At 63.0% G+C, this 15,126-nt stretch carries 18 protein-coding genes; 5 read left to right on the top strand and 13 right to left on the bottom strand.

What is annotated here, in order from left to right; translation table 11 throughout:
• Positions 1 to 94 precede the first annotated feature (94 nt).
• A complete protein-coding gene (locus tag C4J94_RS11170) occupies positions 95 to 913 on the top strand; it encodes an alpha/beta fold hydrolase (RefSeq protein ID WP_124386206.1) in 819 nt (272 codons plus the stop codon).
• A 129-nt stretch (positions 914 to 1,042) separates the two neighbouring features.
• On the opposite strand, the gene C4J94_RS11165 is transcribed toward C4J94_RS11170, so the two are convergent.
• Both C4J94_RS11165 and C4J94_RS11160 read right to left on the bottom strand, forming a co-directional pair.
• Positions 1,043 to 1,429, bottom strand: a complete 387-nt coding sequence (locus C4J94_RS11165; RefSeq protein WP_124386205.1) for a DoxX family protein — start codon at positions 1,427 to 1,429, stop codon at positions 1,043 to 1,045.
• A 76-nt stretch (positions 1,430 to 1,505) separates the two neighbouring features.
• Positions 1,506 to 2,381 carry a LysR family transcriptional regulator gene (locus C4J94_RS11160; protein WP_124386204.1) on the bottom strand — a complete coding sequence of 292 codons (876 nt, stop codon included), beginning with the start codon at positions 2,379 to 2,381 and terminating at the stop codon, positions 1,506 to 1,508.
• 108 nt (positions 2,382 to 2,489) lie between these two features.
• Between C4J94_RS11160 and C4J94_RS11155 the strand changes: the two genes are divergently transcribed.
• Together C4J94_RS11155 and C4J94_RS11150 are read left to right on the top strand one after the other, a co-directional pair.
• Positions 2,490 to 3,719 carry a YbfB/YjiJ family MFS transporter gene (locus C4J94_RS11155; protein ID WP_124386203.1) on the top strand — a complete coding sequence of 410 codons (1,230 nt, stop codon included), beginning with the start codon at positions 2,490 to 2,492 and terminating at the stop codon, positions 3,717 to 3,719.
• Complete coding sequence (locus C4J94_RS11150; protein WP_124386202.1) at positions 3,716 to 4,714, top strand: NAD(P)H-quinone oxidoreductase; 999 nt, start codon at positions 3,716 to 3,718, stop codon at positions 4,712 to 4,714. The genes C4J94_RS11155 and C4J94_RS11150 overlap by 4 nt, the downstream gene beginning before the upstream one ends.
• A 4-nt stretch (positions 4,715 to 4,718) precedes the next feature.
• Here the strand turns inward: C4J94_RS11150 and C4J94_RS11145 are convergent, their stop codons facing one another.
• The 5 genes from C4J94_RS11145 to C4J94_RS11125 all read right to left on the bottom strand — a co-directional run bounded on the left by C4J94_RS11145 (position 4,719) and on the right by C4J94_RS11125 (position 7,883).
• The gene (locus C4J94_RS11145) at positions 4,719 to 4,973 is read right to left on the bottom strand and encodes a type II toxin-antitoxin system RelE/ParE family toxin (protein WP_256657722.1); all 255 of its coding nucleotides are present in this window, start codon (positions 4,971 to 4,973) and stop codon (positions 4,719 to 4,721) included.
• Between the two features lie 26 nt (positions 4,974 to 4,999).
• Positions 5,000 to 5,272 (bottom strand): CopG family ribbon-helix-helix protein, encoded by a 273-nt coding sequence (locus C4J94_RS11140; protein ID WP_124386200.1) that lies wholly within the window; start codon positions 5,270 to 5,272, stop codon positions 5,000 to 5,002.
• Positions 5,273 to 5,376: 104 nt separating this feature from the next.
• Entirely contained in the window at positions 5,377 to 6,501 is a 1,125-nt protein-coding gene (locus C4J94_RS11135; RefSeq protein ID WP_124386199.1) for an alkene reductase, read from the bottom strand.
• Positions 6,502 to 6,579: 78 nt separating this feature from the next.
• Positions 6,580 to 7,257, bottom strand: a complete 678-nt coding sequence (locus C4J94_RS11130; protein ID WP_124386198.1) for a type 1 glutamine amidotransferase domain-containing protein — start codon at positions 7,255 to 7,257, stop codon at positions 6,580 to 6,582.
• Positions 7,254 to 7,883, bottom strand: a complete 630-nt coding sequence (locus C4J94_RS11125) for a TetR/AcrR family transcriptional regulator (RefSeq protein WP_124386197.1) — start codon at positions 7,881 to 7,883, stop codon at positions 7,254 to 7,256. Before C4J94_RS11125 ends, C4J94_RS11130 begins: the two co-directional genes overlap by 4 nt.
• 173 nt (positions 7,884 to 8,056) lie before the next feature.
• On the opposite strand from C4J94_RS11125, the gene C4J94_RS11120 reads away from it, so the two are divergent.
• Entirely contained in the window at positions 8,057 to 9,016 is a 960-nt protein-coding gene (locus C4J94_RS11120) for a GlxA family transcriptional regulator (RefSeq protein WP_124386196.1), read from the top strand.
• Here C4J94_RS11120 and C4J94_RS11115 read toward each other — a convergent pair.
• Positions 9,005 to 9,511: a GNAT family N-acetyltransferase gene (locus tag C4J94_RS11115; RefSeq protein ID WP_124386195.1), complete on the bottom strand. Its 507-nt coding sequence runs from the start codon at positions 9,509 to 9,511 to the stop codon at positions 9,005 to 9,007. The genes C4J94_RS11120 and C4J94_RS11115 overlap by 12 nt on opposite strands.
• Before the next feature lie 178 nt (positions 9,512 to 9,689).
• On the opposite strand from C4J94_RS11115, the gene C4J94_RS11110 reads away from it, so the two are divergent.
• Positions 9,690 to 10,562: an undecaprenyl-diphosphate phosphatase gene (locus tag C4J94_RS11110; protein ID WP_124386194.1), complete on the top strand. Its 873-nt coding sequence runs from the start codon at positions 9,690 to 9,692 to the stop codon at positions 10,560 to 10,562.
• 12 nt (positions 10,563 to 10,574) lie between these two features.
• Here C4J94_RS11110 and C4J94_RS11105 read toward each other — a convergent pair whose 3' ends face one another.
• From C4J94_RS11105 to C4J94_RS11085, 5 genes are all read right to left on the bottom strand, one after another.
• A complete protein-coding gene (locus C4J94_RS11105; protein WP_124386193.1) occupies positions 10,575 to 11,528 on the bottom strand; it encodes a Dyp-type peroxidase in 954 nt (317 codons plus the stop codon).
• 50 nt (positions 11,529 to 11,578) lie between these two features.
• On the bottom strand, positions 11,579 to 12,397 hold the full coding sequence (locus C4J94_RS11100; protein ID WP_124386192.1) for a sugar phosphate isomerase/epimerase: 819 nt from the start codon (positions 12,395 to 12,397) through the stop codon (positions 11,579 to 11,581).
• Between the two features lies 1 nt (position 12,398).
• Positions 12,399 to 13,598 (bottom strand): NAD(P)/FAD-dependent oxidoreductase, encoded by a 1,200-nt coding sequence (locus tag C4J94_RS11095; protein ID WP_124386191.1) that lies wholly within the window; start codon positions 13,596 to 13,598, stop codon positions 12,399 to 12,401.
• A 2-nt stretch (positions 13,599 to 13,600) separates the two neighbouring features.
• Positions 13,601 to 13,921, bottom strand: coding sequence for a MocE family 2Fe-2S type ferredoxin (locus tag C4J94_RS11090; RefSeq protein ID WP_124386190.1), 321 nt, complete (start codon positions 13,919 to 13,921; stop codon positions 13,601 to 13,603).
• A 111-nt stretch (positions 13,922 to 14,032) separates the two neighbouring features.
• Positions 14,033 to 15,118 (bottom strand): fatty acid desaturase family protein, encoded by a 1,086-nt coding sequence (locus C4J94_RS11085; RefSeq protein WP_124386189.1) that lies wholly within the window; start codon positions 15,116 to 15,118, stop codon positions 14,033 to 14,035.
• Between the last annotated feature and the right edge of the window lie 8 nt (positions 15,119 to 15,126).

The raw sequence follows: 15,126 nt of genomic DNA, 5'->3' as shown, positions 1-15,126 counted from the left end.
AAGCCGGGCGTCGGCTTTTGGCGCAGGCTTTTTCGCGATGCAGCAACGCGGATTTTTTCACCCACTCTTTTCATGCAGACAAAAGGAGTTTCAGATGAGCACATTCGTTGCCAAAGACGGTACCCAGATCTATTTCAAGGATTGGGGCAGCGGCAAGCCCGTGCTGTTCAGCCACGGCTGGCCGCTGGATGCCGACATGTGGGAATACCAGATGGAATACCTGAGCAGCCGCGGCTTTCGCACCATTGCGTTCGACCGCCGAGGCTTTGGCCGCTCGGACCAGCCGTGGACCGGCAACGACTACGACACCTTTGCCGACGATATCGCCCAGTTGATCGAACACCTGGACCTCAAGGACGTGACCCTGGTGGGCTTTTCCATGGGTGGCGGTGATGTGGCTCGCTACATCGCGCGCCATGGCAGCGCACGGGTCGCCGGGCTGGTACTGCTCGGTGCGGTGACGCCGATCTTCGGCCAGAAAGCCGATTACCCGCAGGGCGTGCCCAACGACGTATTCGATGGCATCAAGGCCGGCCTGCTGAAGGACCGCGCCCAATTCATCAGCGACTTCAACACGCCGTTCTTCGGTATCAACCAGGGCCAGAAAGTCTCGGAAGGCGTACTCACCCAGACCCTGCAAATCGCGCTGCAAGCCTCGCTCAAATCCACCGTGGATTGCGTGACCGCATTCTCCCAGACCGACTTCCGCCCGGACATGGCCAAGATCGACGTGCCGACCCTGGTCATCCACGGTGACGGCGACCAGATCGTGCCGTTCGAAACCACCGGCAAGGTTGCCGCCCAGATGATCAAGGGTGCCGAACTGAAGGTGTACAAGGACGCGCCGCACGGGTTTGCCGTGACCCACGCCCAAGCGCTCAATGAAGACCTGCTGGCGTTCCTGAACCGCTGAGTACTTCCTGTGGGAGGGGGCTTGCTCCCGGATAGCGGTGGGTCAGTTAGCAATACATTGACTGGCCCACCGCTATCGGGGGCAAGCCCCCTCCCACATTTGAATCAGGGTTCGCCCGACCCTTTTTGTTCAGGCCAATCGCCGTCCCAGCCGCAGACTCCCCGGCCCCGCGATCAGTATGCTGCTGAAGATAATCATCAACAGCCAGCCAAACTGCCCTTCGAACAGCGTCCACTCCGGATGCACCACCAGCAGCGCGATCACCAGCACCGCCAGGATCGGCAGGCAGGCCAGGCGCACCCACACCCCCGCGATGATCAACAGCGGGCACAGCACCTCGGCAAATATCGCCAGCAGCAAGGTAACCGACGCACCCAAGTGAAACGGGTCTTCAATCAGCTTTAGCTGCTCGCTGTAGTGCAGCAGTTTCGGCAACCCGTGCACCCACAGCAGAAACAGCGCCCCGCTGACCCGCAGAAACAACAGCCCGATATCTTGTTTTCTTGCTTCGCTCATACGCCACCTGTGTCCGTCGAAATGACTGCCAGTGTGGCCCTGGCCGCAACGACGGGCTTGCAGGGGTGTGCTGTCCTCACACCGAGGACGCTGAAAAACCCGCGACGATTTCATCGATCACCACCCGCACCCGCGCGGTATGGCGCAGGTCGGCATGGGTCACCAGCCAGACGTCATAGGGCAATGGTCGCGTGCGCTGCGGCCACAGGCGGACCAGGCCGTCGCGTTCCCCGGTGTACACCGGAATCTCGCCGACGCCAATGCCGGCGGCGATCGCGCGGCGCACCAGCAGGCTGGAGCTCAACGCCGCGACAATCCGCCCGCGTCCCAGGGGTTCGCTGGCCAACGTCAGGTCTTTCTGGTTTTGCAGGTAGGGTTGGTACACCACCAGGTCGTGGCCTTCGAACAGGCTGCCCGGTTCCGGCAGGCCGTGGCGGTCGATATAGGACTGCGCCGCGAACAGCCCCACCGGCCAGCGGGCGATGCGCCGGGCGATCAGGTCGGGGTTGTCCGGGCGGATGTTGCGCACGGCGATGTCGGTTTCACGCTTGGCCAGGCTGAGGAACTGAGTGGAGGCGTCCAGTTGCACGCGTACGTCCGGGTGTTGCTCATGCAGGCGCGCGATGGCCGGGATCAGGAAGTCAATGGCCAGGGAGTCGGTGGTGCTGACGCGCACAATGCCGGTGAGGCGCTCATCCAGGCCTTGTATCTGGCGCTGCAACTCCAGGGCCGAGCGCTCCATTTTCTCCACTGAAAGCAACGCGGCCTCCCCCACGGCAGTCAGTGCATAGCCCTCGGAAGTGCGCAGGAACAGGGTCGCGCCCAGGGATTTTTCCAGCGCGTTGACCCGCCGCCCGACCGTCGCCTGATCCACACCCAACACCCGCGCCGCGCCACGTAAGGTGGTTTCACGGCACACCGCCAGAAACACTCGTGCATCGTCCCAATTCATCGCCACCCCCGCAGCATAAACGCATCAATGCGTCGCAAATTCGCTGCATTATTGCATCATTAATCCTCGCTATGCTGGCCGCCTGAGAAAATACCCAGGACCGCCACCATGCAGCACACGCAGGCTTTATCCCGAAACGCCGTCTGGTTACCGATCTTCGCCGGGCTGTGCGCCAGCCTGGTCAGCATCGGCCTGGCACGCTTTGCCTATACGCCGCTGATTCCCTCACTCATCCAGGCCCACTGGTTCTCCGCCAGCGACGTGGTCTACCTCGGCGCCGCGAACCTGGTGGGTTACCTGGTCGGTGCGCTGATCGGCCGGCCCATCGCCCGAGCAACTTCCAACAAGACGGCTCTGCGCCTGATGATGGTGGCGGTGACCCTGGCGTTTTTCGCCTGTGGCTTTCCCTTGTCGGTGGTGTGGTTCTTCGCCTGGCGCCTGCTCTCGGGCATCGCCGGCGGCGCGATCATGGTGCTGGTGGCGGCGACCGTACTGCCGCATGTTCCGGCCGCACGCCGTGGCCTGGCCAGTGGCGCGATTTTCCTCGGCATCGGCCTGGGCATCGCCGGTTCCGGCACGATCGTACCGCCGTTGCTGAGCCTGGGCCTGCAGCAGACCTGGTTCGGCCTGGGCCTGCTGGCCCTGGTGCTGACCGCCGCCAGCTGGTTTGCCTGGCCCAACGGCACGGTGCACGAAGCAGCGCCAGCAACGGCTGCAACGCCGACGCCCGCGGCGGTGTACCTGCTGTTCGCGCAATACGCTTTTATGGCCGCAGGCCTGGTGCCGGCCATGGTGTTCCTGGTGGACTACGTGGCACGCGGCCTGGGTGCCGGGGCGCATGTCGGGGCGATGGTCTGGGTGATGTATGGCCTGGGCGCCATCGCCGGGCCGGTGACTTACGGATTCCTTGCCGACACGCTCGGCGCCCGCTTGAGTATTCGCGTCGTGCTGGTGATACAGGCGATTGCCCTGGGTTTGCTGGCGGTCTCAAGCTCCTTCACCGCCCTGGCCGTGTTGGCGCTGATCCTCGGTTCGTTCCCGCCAGGCATCGTGCCACTGGCACTGGCGCGGGTCCACGAACTGATCCCCCAGCATCACCTGCAGCAGATCGCCTGGAGCCGGGCGACGGTGTCCTTTGCCACCTTCCAGGCACTCGCAGGCTTTGCCTACTCGGCCCTCTTCAACGGCACTGGCGGCCAGCATCTGCTGTTGTTCCTGATCGCGGCGGGCGCCATTGTGGTTGCACTGCTGCTGGAAGTGGGCATGATCTGGCTGAACCGTCGACCGCTCGCCACGGTCCCAACCCATACGCTCATTGCCACAGGAACCCATTCATGACCTTGCCACAAGAAATGACCCTGATCGAAATCACCGCCCCTGGCGGCCCCGACGTGCTGCAACCGCGTCGCGCCGACGTACCGGTGGCCGGCCCGGGCGAGATCCTGATTCGCGTGCATGCGGCCGGGGTCAACCGCCCCGACGCCCTGCAGCGGGCCGGCAAGTACCCGATGAAACCCGGCATGAGCCCGATTCCAGGCCTGGAAGTGGCCGGTGAAGTGGTCGCACTGGGCGAAGGCGTGGATCAATACGCGCTCGGCGACAAGGTCTGCGCCCTGACCAATGGCGGCGGCTATGCACAATTCTGCGCAGTGCCGGCCAGCCAAGCGTTGCCGATTCCCGAAGGCATGGACTGGATTCAAGCCGCTGCCGTGCCGGAAACCTTTTTCACCGTCTGGGCCAACCTGTTTGGTCTCGGTGGCGCCTGTAACGGCGAGCGCGCCTTGATCCACGGCGGCACCAGTGGCATCGGTACCACCGCCTTGATGCTCTGCCAGGAGTTCGGTATCCAGGCCTTCGCCACCGCCGGCAGCGCCGAGAAATGCGCGGCGATTGCCAAGCTCGGCGCGCAACCGATCAACTATCGCGAGCAGGATTTTGCCGAGGTCATCGCCGAGCAGACCGCCGGCCAGGGCGTCGATGTGATCCTCGACATCATGGGTGCCTCCTACCTCAACAACAACCTCAAGGCCCTGGGCATGGACGGCCACCTGGTGATGCTGGGCTTCCTCGGTGGCGGCAAGGCCAACGACGTCGACCTGCTGACCATTCTTGGTAAACGCGCGGTGATCACCGGTTCGCTATTGCGCGCCCGCACCCGCGAAGAAAAGGCCGCGATTGCCGATCAATTGCGTGAACATGTATGGCCGGTGTTGAGCGAAGGGCGCTGCCTGCCGATCATCGACAAGGTGTATGAATACACCGACGCCGCTCAGGCGCACGCGCGGATGGAAGGTGGCGATCATATCGGCAAGATTGTGTTGCGGGTGGAGTGAAGGGTCAGTACCCGGCTTCCCGTTGGTGCCGAAAGGCCAAGACCATAACCGCTGAATCCGCAGGGATGAAGCGGTATAACGCAACATAACCGGCGTCCCCGAAGGCGATCACAAGCTCACGCAACTCGGGGGATGGCTCATAGGGCCGGCCGACATCAGGGTCGGACTCCAGACGCAACAGTTGCGTGTTGATCGTCTGGGCGGCCCTGCGGGCGACCTGCGGGTCTTTCTCCATCAGTAAATGCCGACAGCGCTCCAACCCTGTCAGCGCCGTTGCGGTGATGATCAGTCGTGGCACTTGGGCGGCTCCGAAGCGTGCTCCGTACCCCAGGTATCAAGCCAGGCTCGCGTCTCGGAGCCGCTCAAGTGCAACCCCGTTTCCTGATAGTTTTTCCAGGACGACAACGCTTCCTGCTTGAAGCTCTCACGCGCCTCCTCCCGCTCGACATACTGAGAGAGCGCTTCGCGCATGATCCAATGCGCGGTACGCTGCCGCGCACCCGCCAACAGCTGAATGCGCTGCTTCAACTCATCGTCAATTTTTATAGACGTGGCCATCGTGCGACCCCTCCGTTATTCAAAGGTATTACCTTTTGATACGGTAGCAAGTGCGACTTTACCTGTCTATTTCCATGACCCGCATCTGACGAGCTGCACGGGGTCTATGGCTGAATGTAAGTCGGGTAATCGACGTACCCCGCCTCCGTCCCGCCATACAGCCCATCAGCCTTCAACGCGTTCAACGGCCAGCCATTGAACAGCCGCTGCGGCAGGTCCGGGTTGGCAATGAACGGGCGCCCGAACGCAATCAGGTCCGCCAGCCCCGCTTGCACCAGCTGCCCGCCGCGTTCAGCGGTGTAGCGGCCAGCATAAATGATGCGCCCACTGAAGGTGCTGCGCACGGCCTGGCGGAAGCTGTCCGGCAGCACGGGGGCATTGTCCCAGTCGGCTTCGGCGATGGAGACATACGCGATGCCCGACTGCTCCAGCACTTTGATCGCTTCGATGTAGGTGTGGTGCGGGTCTTCTTCCACCAGGCCGATGTACACCCGCTCCTGATCGGTGCCGCTGAACAAAGGCGAAAAACGCACGCCCACACGCTCGGGGCCCACGACGCGGCATACCGCTTCGACAATTTCGCGCAAGAAGCGCAGGCGGTTTTCCAGGGACCCGCCGTATTCATCCTCACGCTGGTTGGAATGGGCTGAGATGAACTGGTTGACCAGATAGCCATTGGCCGAATGAATCTCCACCCCGTCGAAGCCTGCGTCCAACGCATTGCGCGCCGCTTGTGCGTAATGGCCGACCAGTTCCTCGATCTCCAGCACCGTCAGGGCGCGGGGTACCGGGGGTTGCTTAAGCTCACCGGCACCCGGCGCGGTTTCGATGAACGCCTTCGCCTGCAAGGCCTGGATGGCCGACGGTGCGACCGGCGCGGCGCCGTCGGGTTGCAAGGCGTTATGGGACACGCGGCCCACATGCCACAACTGGGCGAAGATCACACCGCCTTCGGCATGCACCGCCTCGGTGACCTTGCGCCAGCCGTTGATTTGCGCAGGCGTATAGATCCCCGGTGTCCACGCGTAACCCTGGCCACGGGGCTCGATCTGGGTGCCCTCGCTGACCATGAAACCGGCGCTCGCGCGTTGGCGGTAGTACTCAGCCATCAAGTCGGTGGCGATATCGCCGGGTTGGGCGCTGCGCTGGCGTGTCAGGGGCGGCAGCACAACGCGGTTGTTCAAGGTGTGATGCCCCAGTTTTACTGGAGTGTTCAAGGGATGAGCCATGGGGATATTCCAAATTCAGCACGAGCGAAAACACTGGCGGCTCTTGCGAGCCGCCAACGCATCAATCGTTTATTTAAGTTAAGCGGTGAGTTTGAGCAGGGCCTTGGCCACGTCGCTGGAACTGCCAGGGTTCTGCCCCGTCACCAGCAAGCCATCGACAATCACGAAAGACTGCCAGTCGGCGCCCTTCTCGTACGTACCACCCAGTTTCTTGAATTCATCTTCGATCAGGAAGGGCACCACGTCGGTCAATTCCACCGCCGCCTCTTCCGAGTTGGAGAACCCGGTGACGCGACGGCCTTTGACCAATGGCTCGCCGTTGACCGCCTTGACGTGACGCAGGGCGCCCGGTGCGTGGCAGACAAACCCGATAGGCTTGCCGGCGCGCTCGAACGATTCGATCAGCGCGATGGACACCGGCGACTCGGCCAGATCCCACAGCGGGCCGTGGCCCCCTGGGTAGAACACGGTGTCGAAGTCGTCGGCATTGACCGACTCCAGTTTCACCGTAGTGGCCAGGGCCTGCTGCGCGGCCGGGTCAGCGGCGAAGCGCCGAGTTTGTTCGGTCTGGAAGTCCGGCTGATCGCTGACCGGGTCCAGCGGCGGCTGGCCACCGGCCGGCGATGCCAGCACGATTTCGGCACCGGCGTCCTTGAACGCGTAATAGGGAGCGGCAAACTCTTCGAGCCAGAAGCCGGTCTTGCGGCCGGTATCGCCAAGCTGGTCGTGAGAGGTCAGTACCATTAATACTTTCATTTTCCAGTGCCTCGATCGTTGTGATTAACAGGGTTTTCAGGGTGGCCCAGCAACTGCCGGGTCAGCCCCAGCGCCTCATCGAACGGCGCGGTGGTACGGGTGATCTTGCCCATGACGCTGGTCCCCAGCCACAGCGCATACAGGCGTCGGGCCAGGCTTTGCGGGGTTTGCTCGATACTCAGCGAGCCGTCCTGCACGCCCTGGCGCAGGGCCATGGCGAGCAAATCGATGGTGCGTGACGTACCGCGCTGCAATGCCAGGCGCATCGGCTCTGAAAGGTCTGACACCTCGGCGCCGAGTTTGACGGCAAGGCATTTGCCGGCATCGGTGCAACCGGTGTGGTTGTCGATCCAGGCCTGCCAGTAGCGCATCAGCCGGGTGTAGCCGCACACATCCGCCTGGCTGAACAACTGCTCCATGCCGTGTACGTAGTTGTCGAAGTAGGTATCGAGCAACACCACACCGAAAGCGTCCTTGGAGGCGAAGTAGTGATAGAACGATCCCTTCGGCACTGCGGCGGCTTGAAGTATTTCGTTCAATCCCACCGCGGAAAATCCCTTGGCACCCACAATCGCTTGTGCGCTTTCAAGGATGGTATGCCGTGCACTTCGGGTTTCGCTGTTCATGTTTGGCCCCTGCCGATTAGACCAGTCGTCTAGTTCGTTAAGGGAATGTTAGGGCCGCGGTCGCAGGCTCACAATGTCATATGCGCAAGGATTCCGGCCATCGGCCAAAGGCAGTTGCCGTTTACCGGGCACGCGCCGACAATCCCCCCTCCCGCGCCCCTTGGAGAATGACAATGCACAGCGTTGCGCTGATGGTGTACCCGAACTTCCAGTCGTTGAGCCTCAGCCTGGGCTCGGTGTTCGAGTGCGCCAACCTGTTGCGGGGCGAGCCGGCCTATGAGTTTCACCTGGTGTCGGAAAGCGGCGGCGCGGTGATGACCTCCCAGGGCTTTTCGGTGAACACCTCGCCGATCCGGCCGCAGGGTTATGACACGCTGATCGTCAGCGGCTACCTGGAGTTTCGCCTGCCGGAAGCCAACCTGCTGGAGATGGTCAAGGCTGCCTCCGCGCAATCGCGCCGTGTGGCTTCGCTGTGCATGGGCATCTTCGTGCTGGCCGAAGCCGGCTTGCTGGACGGCAAGCGCACCACCACCCACTGGATCCACGCGCCGGCGTTTCGAAAGCGCTACCCGCATATCCATCTGGAGGAAGACAAGTTATTCGTGGTCGACGGCCAGGTGTGGACCGGCGCTGGCATGAGCGCCGGGGTCGACCTGGCGCTGGCCATGGTGGAGAACGACCTGGGCAGCGACCTGGCCCGGCGCATTGCCCGCAAGCTGGTGATCGCACAACGGCGCGGCAGCGAGCAATCGCAACTGTCGGCGTTGCTGGAACTGGACCCCAAGTCCGACCGCGTACAACTGGCCCTGGCCTACGCCCGTGAAAACCTCACCCATGACCTGTCGGTGGAAGCCCTCGCCGACGTCGCCCGCCTCAGCCCGCGCCAGTTCAGCCGGGTGTTTCGCGAAGAAACCGGGCAGACGCCGGCCAAGGCTATCGAGGCCCTGCGCGTGGAAGCGGCGCGCGCAATGATGGAAACCAGTCGCCACCCGGTCGAAGTGGTGGCCCGCGAGACCGGCTTTGGTGATCGCGAGCGCATGCGCCAGGCGTTTCTGCGGGCGTTCGGGCAACCGCCGCAGGCGATGCAGCAGGTGTTGTTCAGCCCGCCTCAGGCCAGCCGGTCAATGCAGTGAAGCACGGGTCACCAGATAGCTGATCAAGTGCGGCTCATCCTCAAGCTCCAGCATCTGCACCGGGCGCGGCAGGTTATCCAGCACCGTGCGCCAGAACGCCTGGGACACTTCATCCTGATCATAGAAACGCAGCAGCCAATTGGCCTCGCCGCTGCACAGCACCTGGGTCGCGATGGCGCGGCCGATGCCTTTGCGGCGGTAGCGCTTGAGGATGAACAGATCGGCCAGCTCCAGCGCATCGATGCCGGGCAGTTCGCTGCCTTCGATCAGCAGGAAGCCGGCGATATAGCCGTCCACCAGTAACAGGTTGGCGCTCCACTGCGGGTCTTGCCAGTAACGGGTCAGGTGTTCGTCGTGGATATAGAAACGGCCATCGGCCTCGACGTCTTCCTGCTCCCAGTCGGAAGATTCGTAGGCGTAATACTGGTAGAGATTGCGGATCAGCTCGGCGTGTTCAGGGCCGGTCTGGATCAATTCGACGGTGGTTTCAGGCATGGGGCTCTCGGTGAAAAAACGCAGGGCGCCATTGTTCACAAATCCACCGGCAAGGCCAATACATCGTCCAACCTTTCTATTGGCTGAACCGATTGCAGATAGCCGCAGCCCTGCCCAATTTCCTGAAACATTTAGAATAAACTTCGCCGGCTATCCCTTTTTTTCAAGGACACCTATCTTGACTAACGTCTGCTCCGCCGGCCTGGATGTGGGTTTTGCCTCCCTGGATTACCTGCAGATTTTTATCCTGGGCGTGATCCAGGGCATCACCGAGCTGCTGCCGGTCTCATCCACCGCCCACATGCGCGTGGTCCCTGCCCTGCTCGGCTGGCAGGATCCCGGCTCGGCGTTTTCCGCTGCCATGCAACTGGCGGCGCTGGCGGCGGTGGTGAGCTACTTCTGGCGCGACGTGCATCAAGTGACCACCGGCAGCATCCGTGCCGTGCGCCGGGGTGACTACAACGACCGCTGGTTCAAGCTGGCGGTGGCGATTGTGCTGGCGACCATTCCGATCTGCATTGCCGGCCTGGCGTTGTCTTCGACCTTGAATACCTGCAACTCGCCGCTGCGCGGGCTGATGGTGATCGGTATCGCCTGCGTGGTGATGGCCGTGTTACTGGCCGCGGCCGAATTGCGCGCCCGCCACACTCGCGAAGTGAGCGAAATGCGTTTGCGTGACGCGCTGATCGTGGGCATCGCGCAGATTGGCGCGTTGATTCCAGGGGTGTCGCGTTCGGGTTCGACCTTGACCGCCGCGCTGTTCCTCAACTTCAAGCGCGAAGAAGCGGCACGGTTTTCGTTCCTGCTGGGCCTGCCCGCCATCGCCCTCGCCGGCTTGAAAGAATTGTGGGTGCTGCTGCACGCCGACATGCCCGCCCATGCCTGGCCACACTTGATCTTCGGCCTGGTGGTGGCAAGCATTTCGGCGTTCTTCGCGATCTGGGGCCTGATGAAGTTTCTGGAACGCTTCTCCACCTGGCCGTTCGTGATCTACCGCGCCTTGCTCGGGGTGTTTTTGATTGGGGCGGTCAGCACCGGCTTGCTGAGCTGACGTTCCTGGCGCTTATTTGCGGTCAGCCAATGCTTCGAGCAGGTCGGCCGAGGGTACGAAGAACAAACCGCCAGTGACCGCCGTGCTGAAATCCAGCAAACGGTCATAGTTACCGACAGGACGGCCGACGAACATGTTTTCCAGCATCTGTTCCAGGGGCTGCGGCGAGCGCGCATAGCCGATGAAGTAGGTGCCGAACTCGCCGGCGCCCGGGCGCCCGAAGGGCATGTTGTCGCGCAGGATTTTCACTTCTTCGCCGTCCTCGTCGGTGATGACGGTCAAGGCGCTGTGGGAGTTGCTCGGCTTGGTCGCATCATCGAGTTCGATATCCGACAGCTTGGTGCGCCCGATCACCTTTTCCTGCGCTTCCACGCTCAGCTCGTTCCACGCGCTCATGTTATGCAGGTACTTCTGCACCAGCACGTAGCTACCGCCTTCGAATGACGGGTCCTCGTCACCCACGATAGTGAACCCCACCGCCTTGCGCCCCACGGGGTTTTCGGTGCCATCGACAAAACCGATGATGCTGCGCATATCGAAGTAGCGGAAACCCTGGACTTCATCCACCACCTTCACGCTATCGCCCAAGGCCGCCATCAGTTGGGTCGCCAGCTCGAAGCACAGGTCCATCTGTTCGGCGCGGATGTGCAGCAGGATATCGCCGGGGGTCGACGGCGCCTTGCGCCCTTGCACCCCGAACTCGCGAAAGGGGTGCAGCGACGCCGGGCGCGGTGCGCCGAACAGTCGGTCCCACGCCTGCGAGCCAAACCCGCACACACAGGTCAGGTTGCCTGACGGCACGCGCTTGCCTACCGAACGCACCAGGCCGGCGATATCAGCGCACCAGGCGCGCACGCTGTCCTCGCGACCGGGGGCAACAGTGGCGACCATGAAGATCGCGCTGCTGGTGATCGGATGGCACACCGACTGCGGTTCGAGGGGTGGCTGAACAGGGCAGGTTTTCATGAAGGAGATCCACTGGCTAAGGGCGGTTTTAACCCGCGCAGATTAGCAGATCATTTATGGCAACTGGCCCACACCTGGCGAATCAGGGCTTTCAGCTTCAGCGCCTCGCTCCAGCGGTCACTGAGTTCTCGGCCATCGGCGCCGGTGATCGCATAAGGCGGCGGGCCGAGTTCGCAGGTGAAGGGCAGGCTTCGCGGGGTGTGGGGACGGGCCAGCCAATCCTCGATCCCGTAGCGCCACCAACCGATAAAGCGCTCTACCCACGGTTGATGCTGCGCGAAATCCAGCGACACTTGCACCTGCTCGCTGCTCGCCACGCGACCATGAAAACCCCAGCTATGGCGCAGAATCGTGCGTATCTGCTCGTCATCCTCAGCGGCGCCGGGCTCGGGTAGTTCGCGTCCGACCACGTAGTGGGACAAGTCCGCCAACAGTTTCAGGTCGGGCATGTGCGCCAACAGGTCGAGGGTAAACAACAGGTCACTGGTCAGGCGATAACGGTGGGTTTCCAGCAGGATCGGGAAATCCACCTGTTCGGCCAGGCGTTGCCAGCCTTCGATCAAGCGGCCTGCCTCGGCCTGGGTACGCGGCCGCACATCGGCTTGCAGGGTGAGGTGATGGCAGCCATGGCGGCTGATCACGTCCAGTGCCCGCGCCAGGTCATCCACCGATTGCGGGAACAGTTGGCCTTCGATCTGCAAGCCACGCTCGGCGGTGGCCGTGTGCAGGCGGGCGACCTCGGCGGCCTTCCAGTAGTGATCGGTGACGCCATCGAAACCGGCGGCGACGATGCGATCCAGTTGCGCTTCGAGGGGGCCGGGTTCGGTTTGCATGGCCCATAGGGATTGGAATACCAGTAATTGGCGCATGTCAGCCTCGCAGCCAGTGTTTAAGGGAGACCGCCGGATCCGCCAAATCAGCCGTCGACAACGCAACACGTGCGCGTATGAGGCGTTCGCACAGCTTGATGTCCCTGGCCACGCTGTTGCCCGGCGCCCAGCCGCAGGCACCTTGCAAATACCCATCGGCATCGAGGTAGAACAGCAGCACGCCGCCCTGGGGCAAGGTGCGGCAGACCATCCTCGGCGTCATCACACCGACCGTCTGCAAGCCCCAGTCATACTGGTCGGACCAGAAGCCTGGCACGGTGTCGAAGGGCAACGCCCGGCCCAGCAGGTTCAACGCCGCGTGCCGCCCTTGGGCCTCGGCGTTGCGCCAGGTTTCCTGACGCTGATAGACGCCGCCCAGCCGGAACTCGCAGACGTCCCCCGCCGCGTAGATATTCGCCGCGCTGGTGCGCAAGTACGCGTCAACGCGAATGCCCTGCCCGACTTCCAGCCCGGCCGCTGCGGCCAGTTCGACGTTCGGCCGCATGCCAATGCCGACCACCACTAAGTCACAGGGCAGCGTCTGCCCATCCACCAGTTGCACGGCATCGGCATGGATGCATTCGATGGCGACGTTCAAGCGCACGTCCACGCCCTGCTCGCGGTGCACCTTCAGCAAGGCTTCGCTGATGATCGGCGGCAGTACCCTGCCCGCCAGGCGCGGCCCGGCTTCGAGCACCGTTACTGCGCAGCCCAGGCTGCGCGCGGTCGCCGCCACTTCCAGGCCGATAAACCCACCGCCGACCACCACCAGCCGGGTGCCGGGGCGCAACGTTGCGCGCAGGGCCAATGCTTCGTCGTGAGTGCGCAGGTACAGCACATTGGCCTGATCCTGCGGCAGACGCCGCGCCCGACCGCCCGTGGCCAATAGCAGGCCGGCATAGTCCAGCCAGCGACCATCAGCCAGTTGCAGCTGCTGGTGCTGCGGCACCAGCCGGCTGACCGCATTGCCGGCGATATGCTCGATCTGCAGCTCGGCCAGCCGCGCGCTGTCACACAGGCTGCACCCGGCCAGGTCCAGGCTGCCTTGCAACAGGCCCTTGGACAGCGGCGGACGTTCGTAGGGGACGTGTGGTTCGTCGCCGATCAGGATCAGCCGACCGTCGTAACCCTCTTCGCGCAGGGTCAACGCCGCACGGCCACCGGCATGACCGGCGCCGACGATAATCAGGGGTGCGCTCATCATCACGCCATGACAGCGAGCAGCACTCGCCCCGCTTCGACCCGTACCGGGTAGGTTTTCAGGTTGACGCAGACCGGCGCGCCCAGGGCCTTGCCGGAACGGTAATCGAAGCGCCCGTTGTGCTTGGGGCATTCGATGACATGGTCCATGACCAGGCCGTCGGCCAGGTGGATTTTTTCGTGGGTACACAGGCCCGCGGTGGCGAAAAACTCATTGTCGGCGGAGCGGAACACCGCATAGGTGTGTGCTCCGTGGTCGAAGCGCAGCACGTCTTCTTCGTCTATTTCGCCCACGGCGCAGACGTCGATCCATTGATCGTTCATGACTTTTCTCCAGGTGAATAACGTCCCTTGTGGCGAGCGAGCTTGCTCGCGCTGGGCTGCGCAGCGGCCCCAGGGTCGCGATTGAGGGTTATCTGAAAAGACCGCGTGAGGTTATTGGGGCTGCTGCGCAGCCCAGCGCGAGCAAGCTCGCTCGCCACTCTGGGTGGGGCGCTGGACGAAATAGGTCGGGTCGCTGCGCTGTTTCCACAGGGTTGGCAGGATTTCCTTGTAGGCCTCGAACAGATTGGCGTACGGCGGCGGGCAGTCGCCGCGGATTTCTTCGTGCAGCTGTTCAAGCGCGTGGTACGGCACCATCGGGTACATGTGGTGTTCGAGGTGGTAGTTCATGTCCATGTAGATAAAGCGCAGCACAGGGTTCATGTAAATGGTGCGGCAGTTGCTGCGGTGGTCGAGCACATCTTCGGCCAGGCCCACGTGCTGGGTAAGGCCGAACACGTAGCCGAGCCAGGCGCCATACACACTTGGCAGCCCCACCAGCATCAGCGGCAACCAGCTGTGCAGGTACAAGGCGGTGCCGATGACCAACGCATAAATGCCCACCCAGATGCGTGCGGCGCGAAACACCTTGGGCCATTCGGATTCGGGGATGAAGTCCTGCTCCTGGGTGCTCATCCGGCCGAGGGCATGGCGGGCCACGCCACTGAAGGTCTTCCAGGCCAGGGGCAGATTGAACAGGCTCAGGAACATCATCCAGAAGCTTGGCGGGCGCGGCTCGACGATCTCCGGGTCGCGACCGACGACGATGGTGTCGGTGTGATGCCGGGCATGGCTCCAGCGCCAGACATGGGGTTCGAACAGGCACATGAAGCACGCCACCGGATACAGCGCGTCATTCATCCAGCGGGTCTTGAACGCCGTGCCATGGCCGGTTTCATGCCAGCGCGGGTTGGAGGCGGTGCCGTAGAGCACGCCATAGGCCAGGAAGAACGGTACGCAGGCCCAGGAACCCCAGAACCAGTAGCCGCCGAAGCCTGTGACAAACAAGGCCGTGAACCAGATCGCCGTGTCCACCAGGGCCGGGCCGTCGCGGCGCTGCATCAGTTCCTTCATGCGTTTGCGCGAGATCGGCGATTGGTACCAGCGGGCCGAGACCAGGCCTTTTTCGGCGGCACGCGCGGCTTCGGGGCCGGTCAGGCTGTAATCGCGCCGGGCGCGGTGAGCGGTGTGTTCGGGCATTGTTATTG

Source organism: Pseudomonas sp. R5-89-07 (genome assembly GCF_003851685.1).
Lineage (GTDB): Bacteria > Pseudomonadota > Gammaproteobacteria > Pseudomonadales > Pseudomonadaceae > Aquipseudomonas.
The sequence above is the reverse complement of the archived record's forward strand: the minus strand, read 5'-3'. Positions and strand labels throughout refer to the sequence as shown.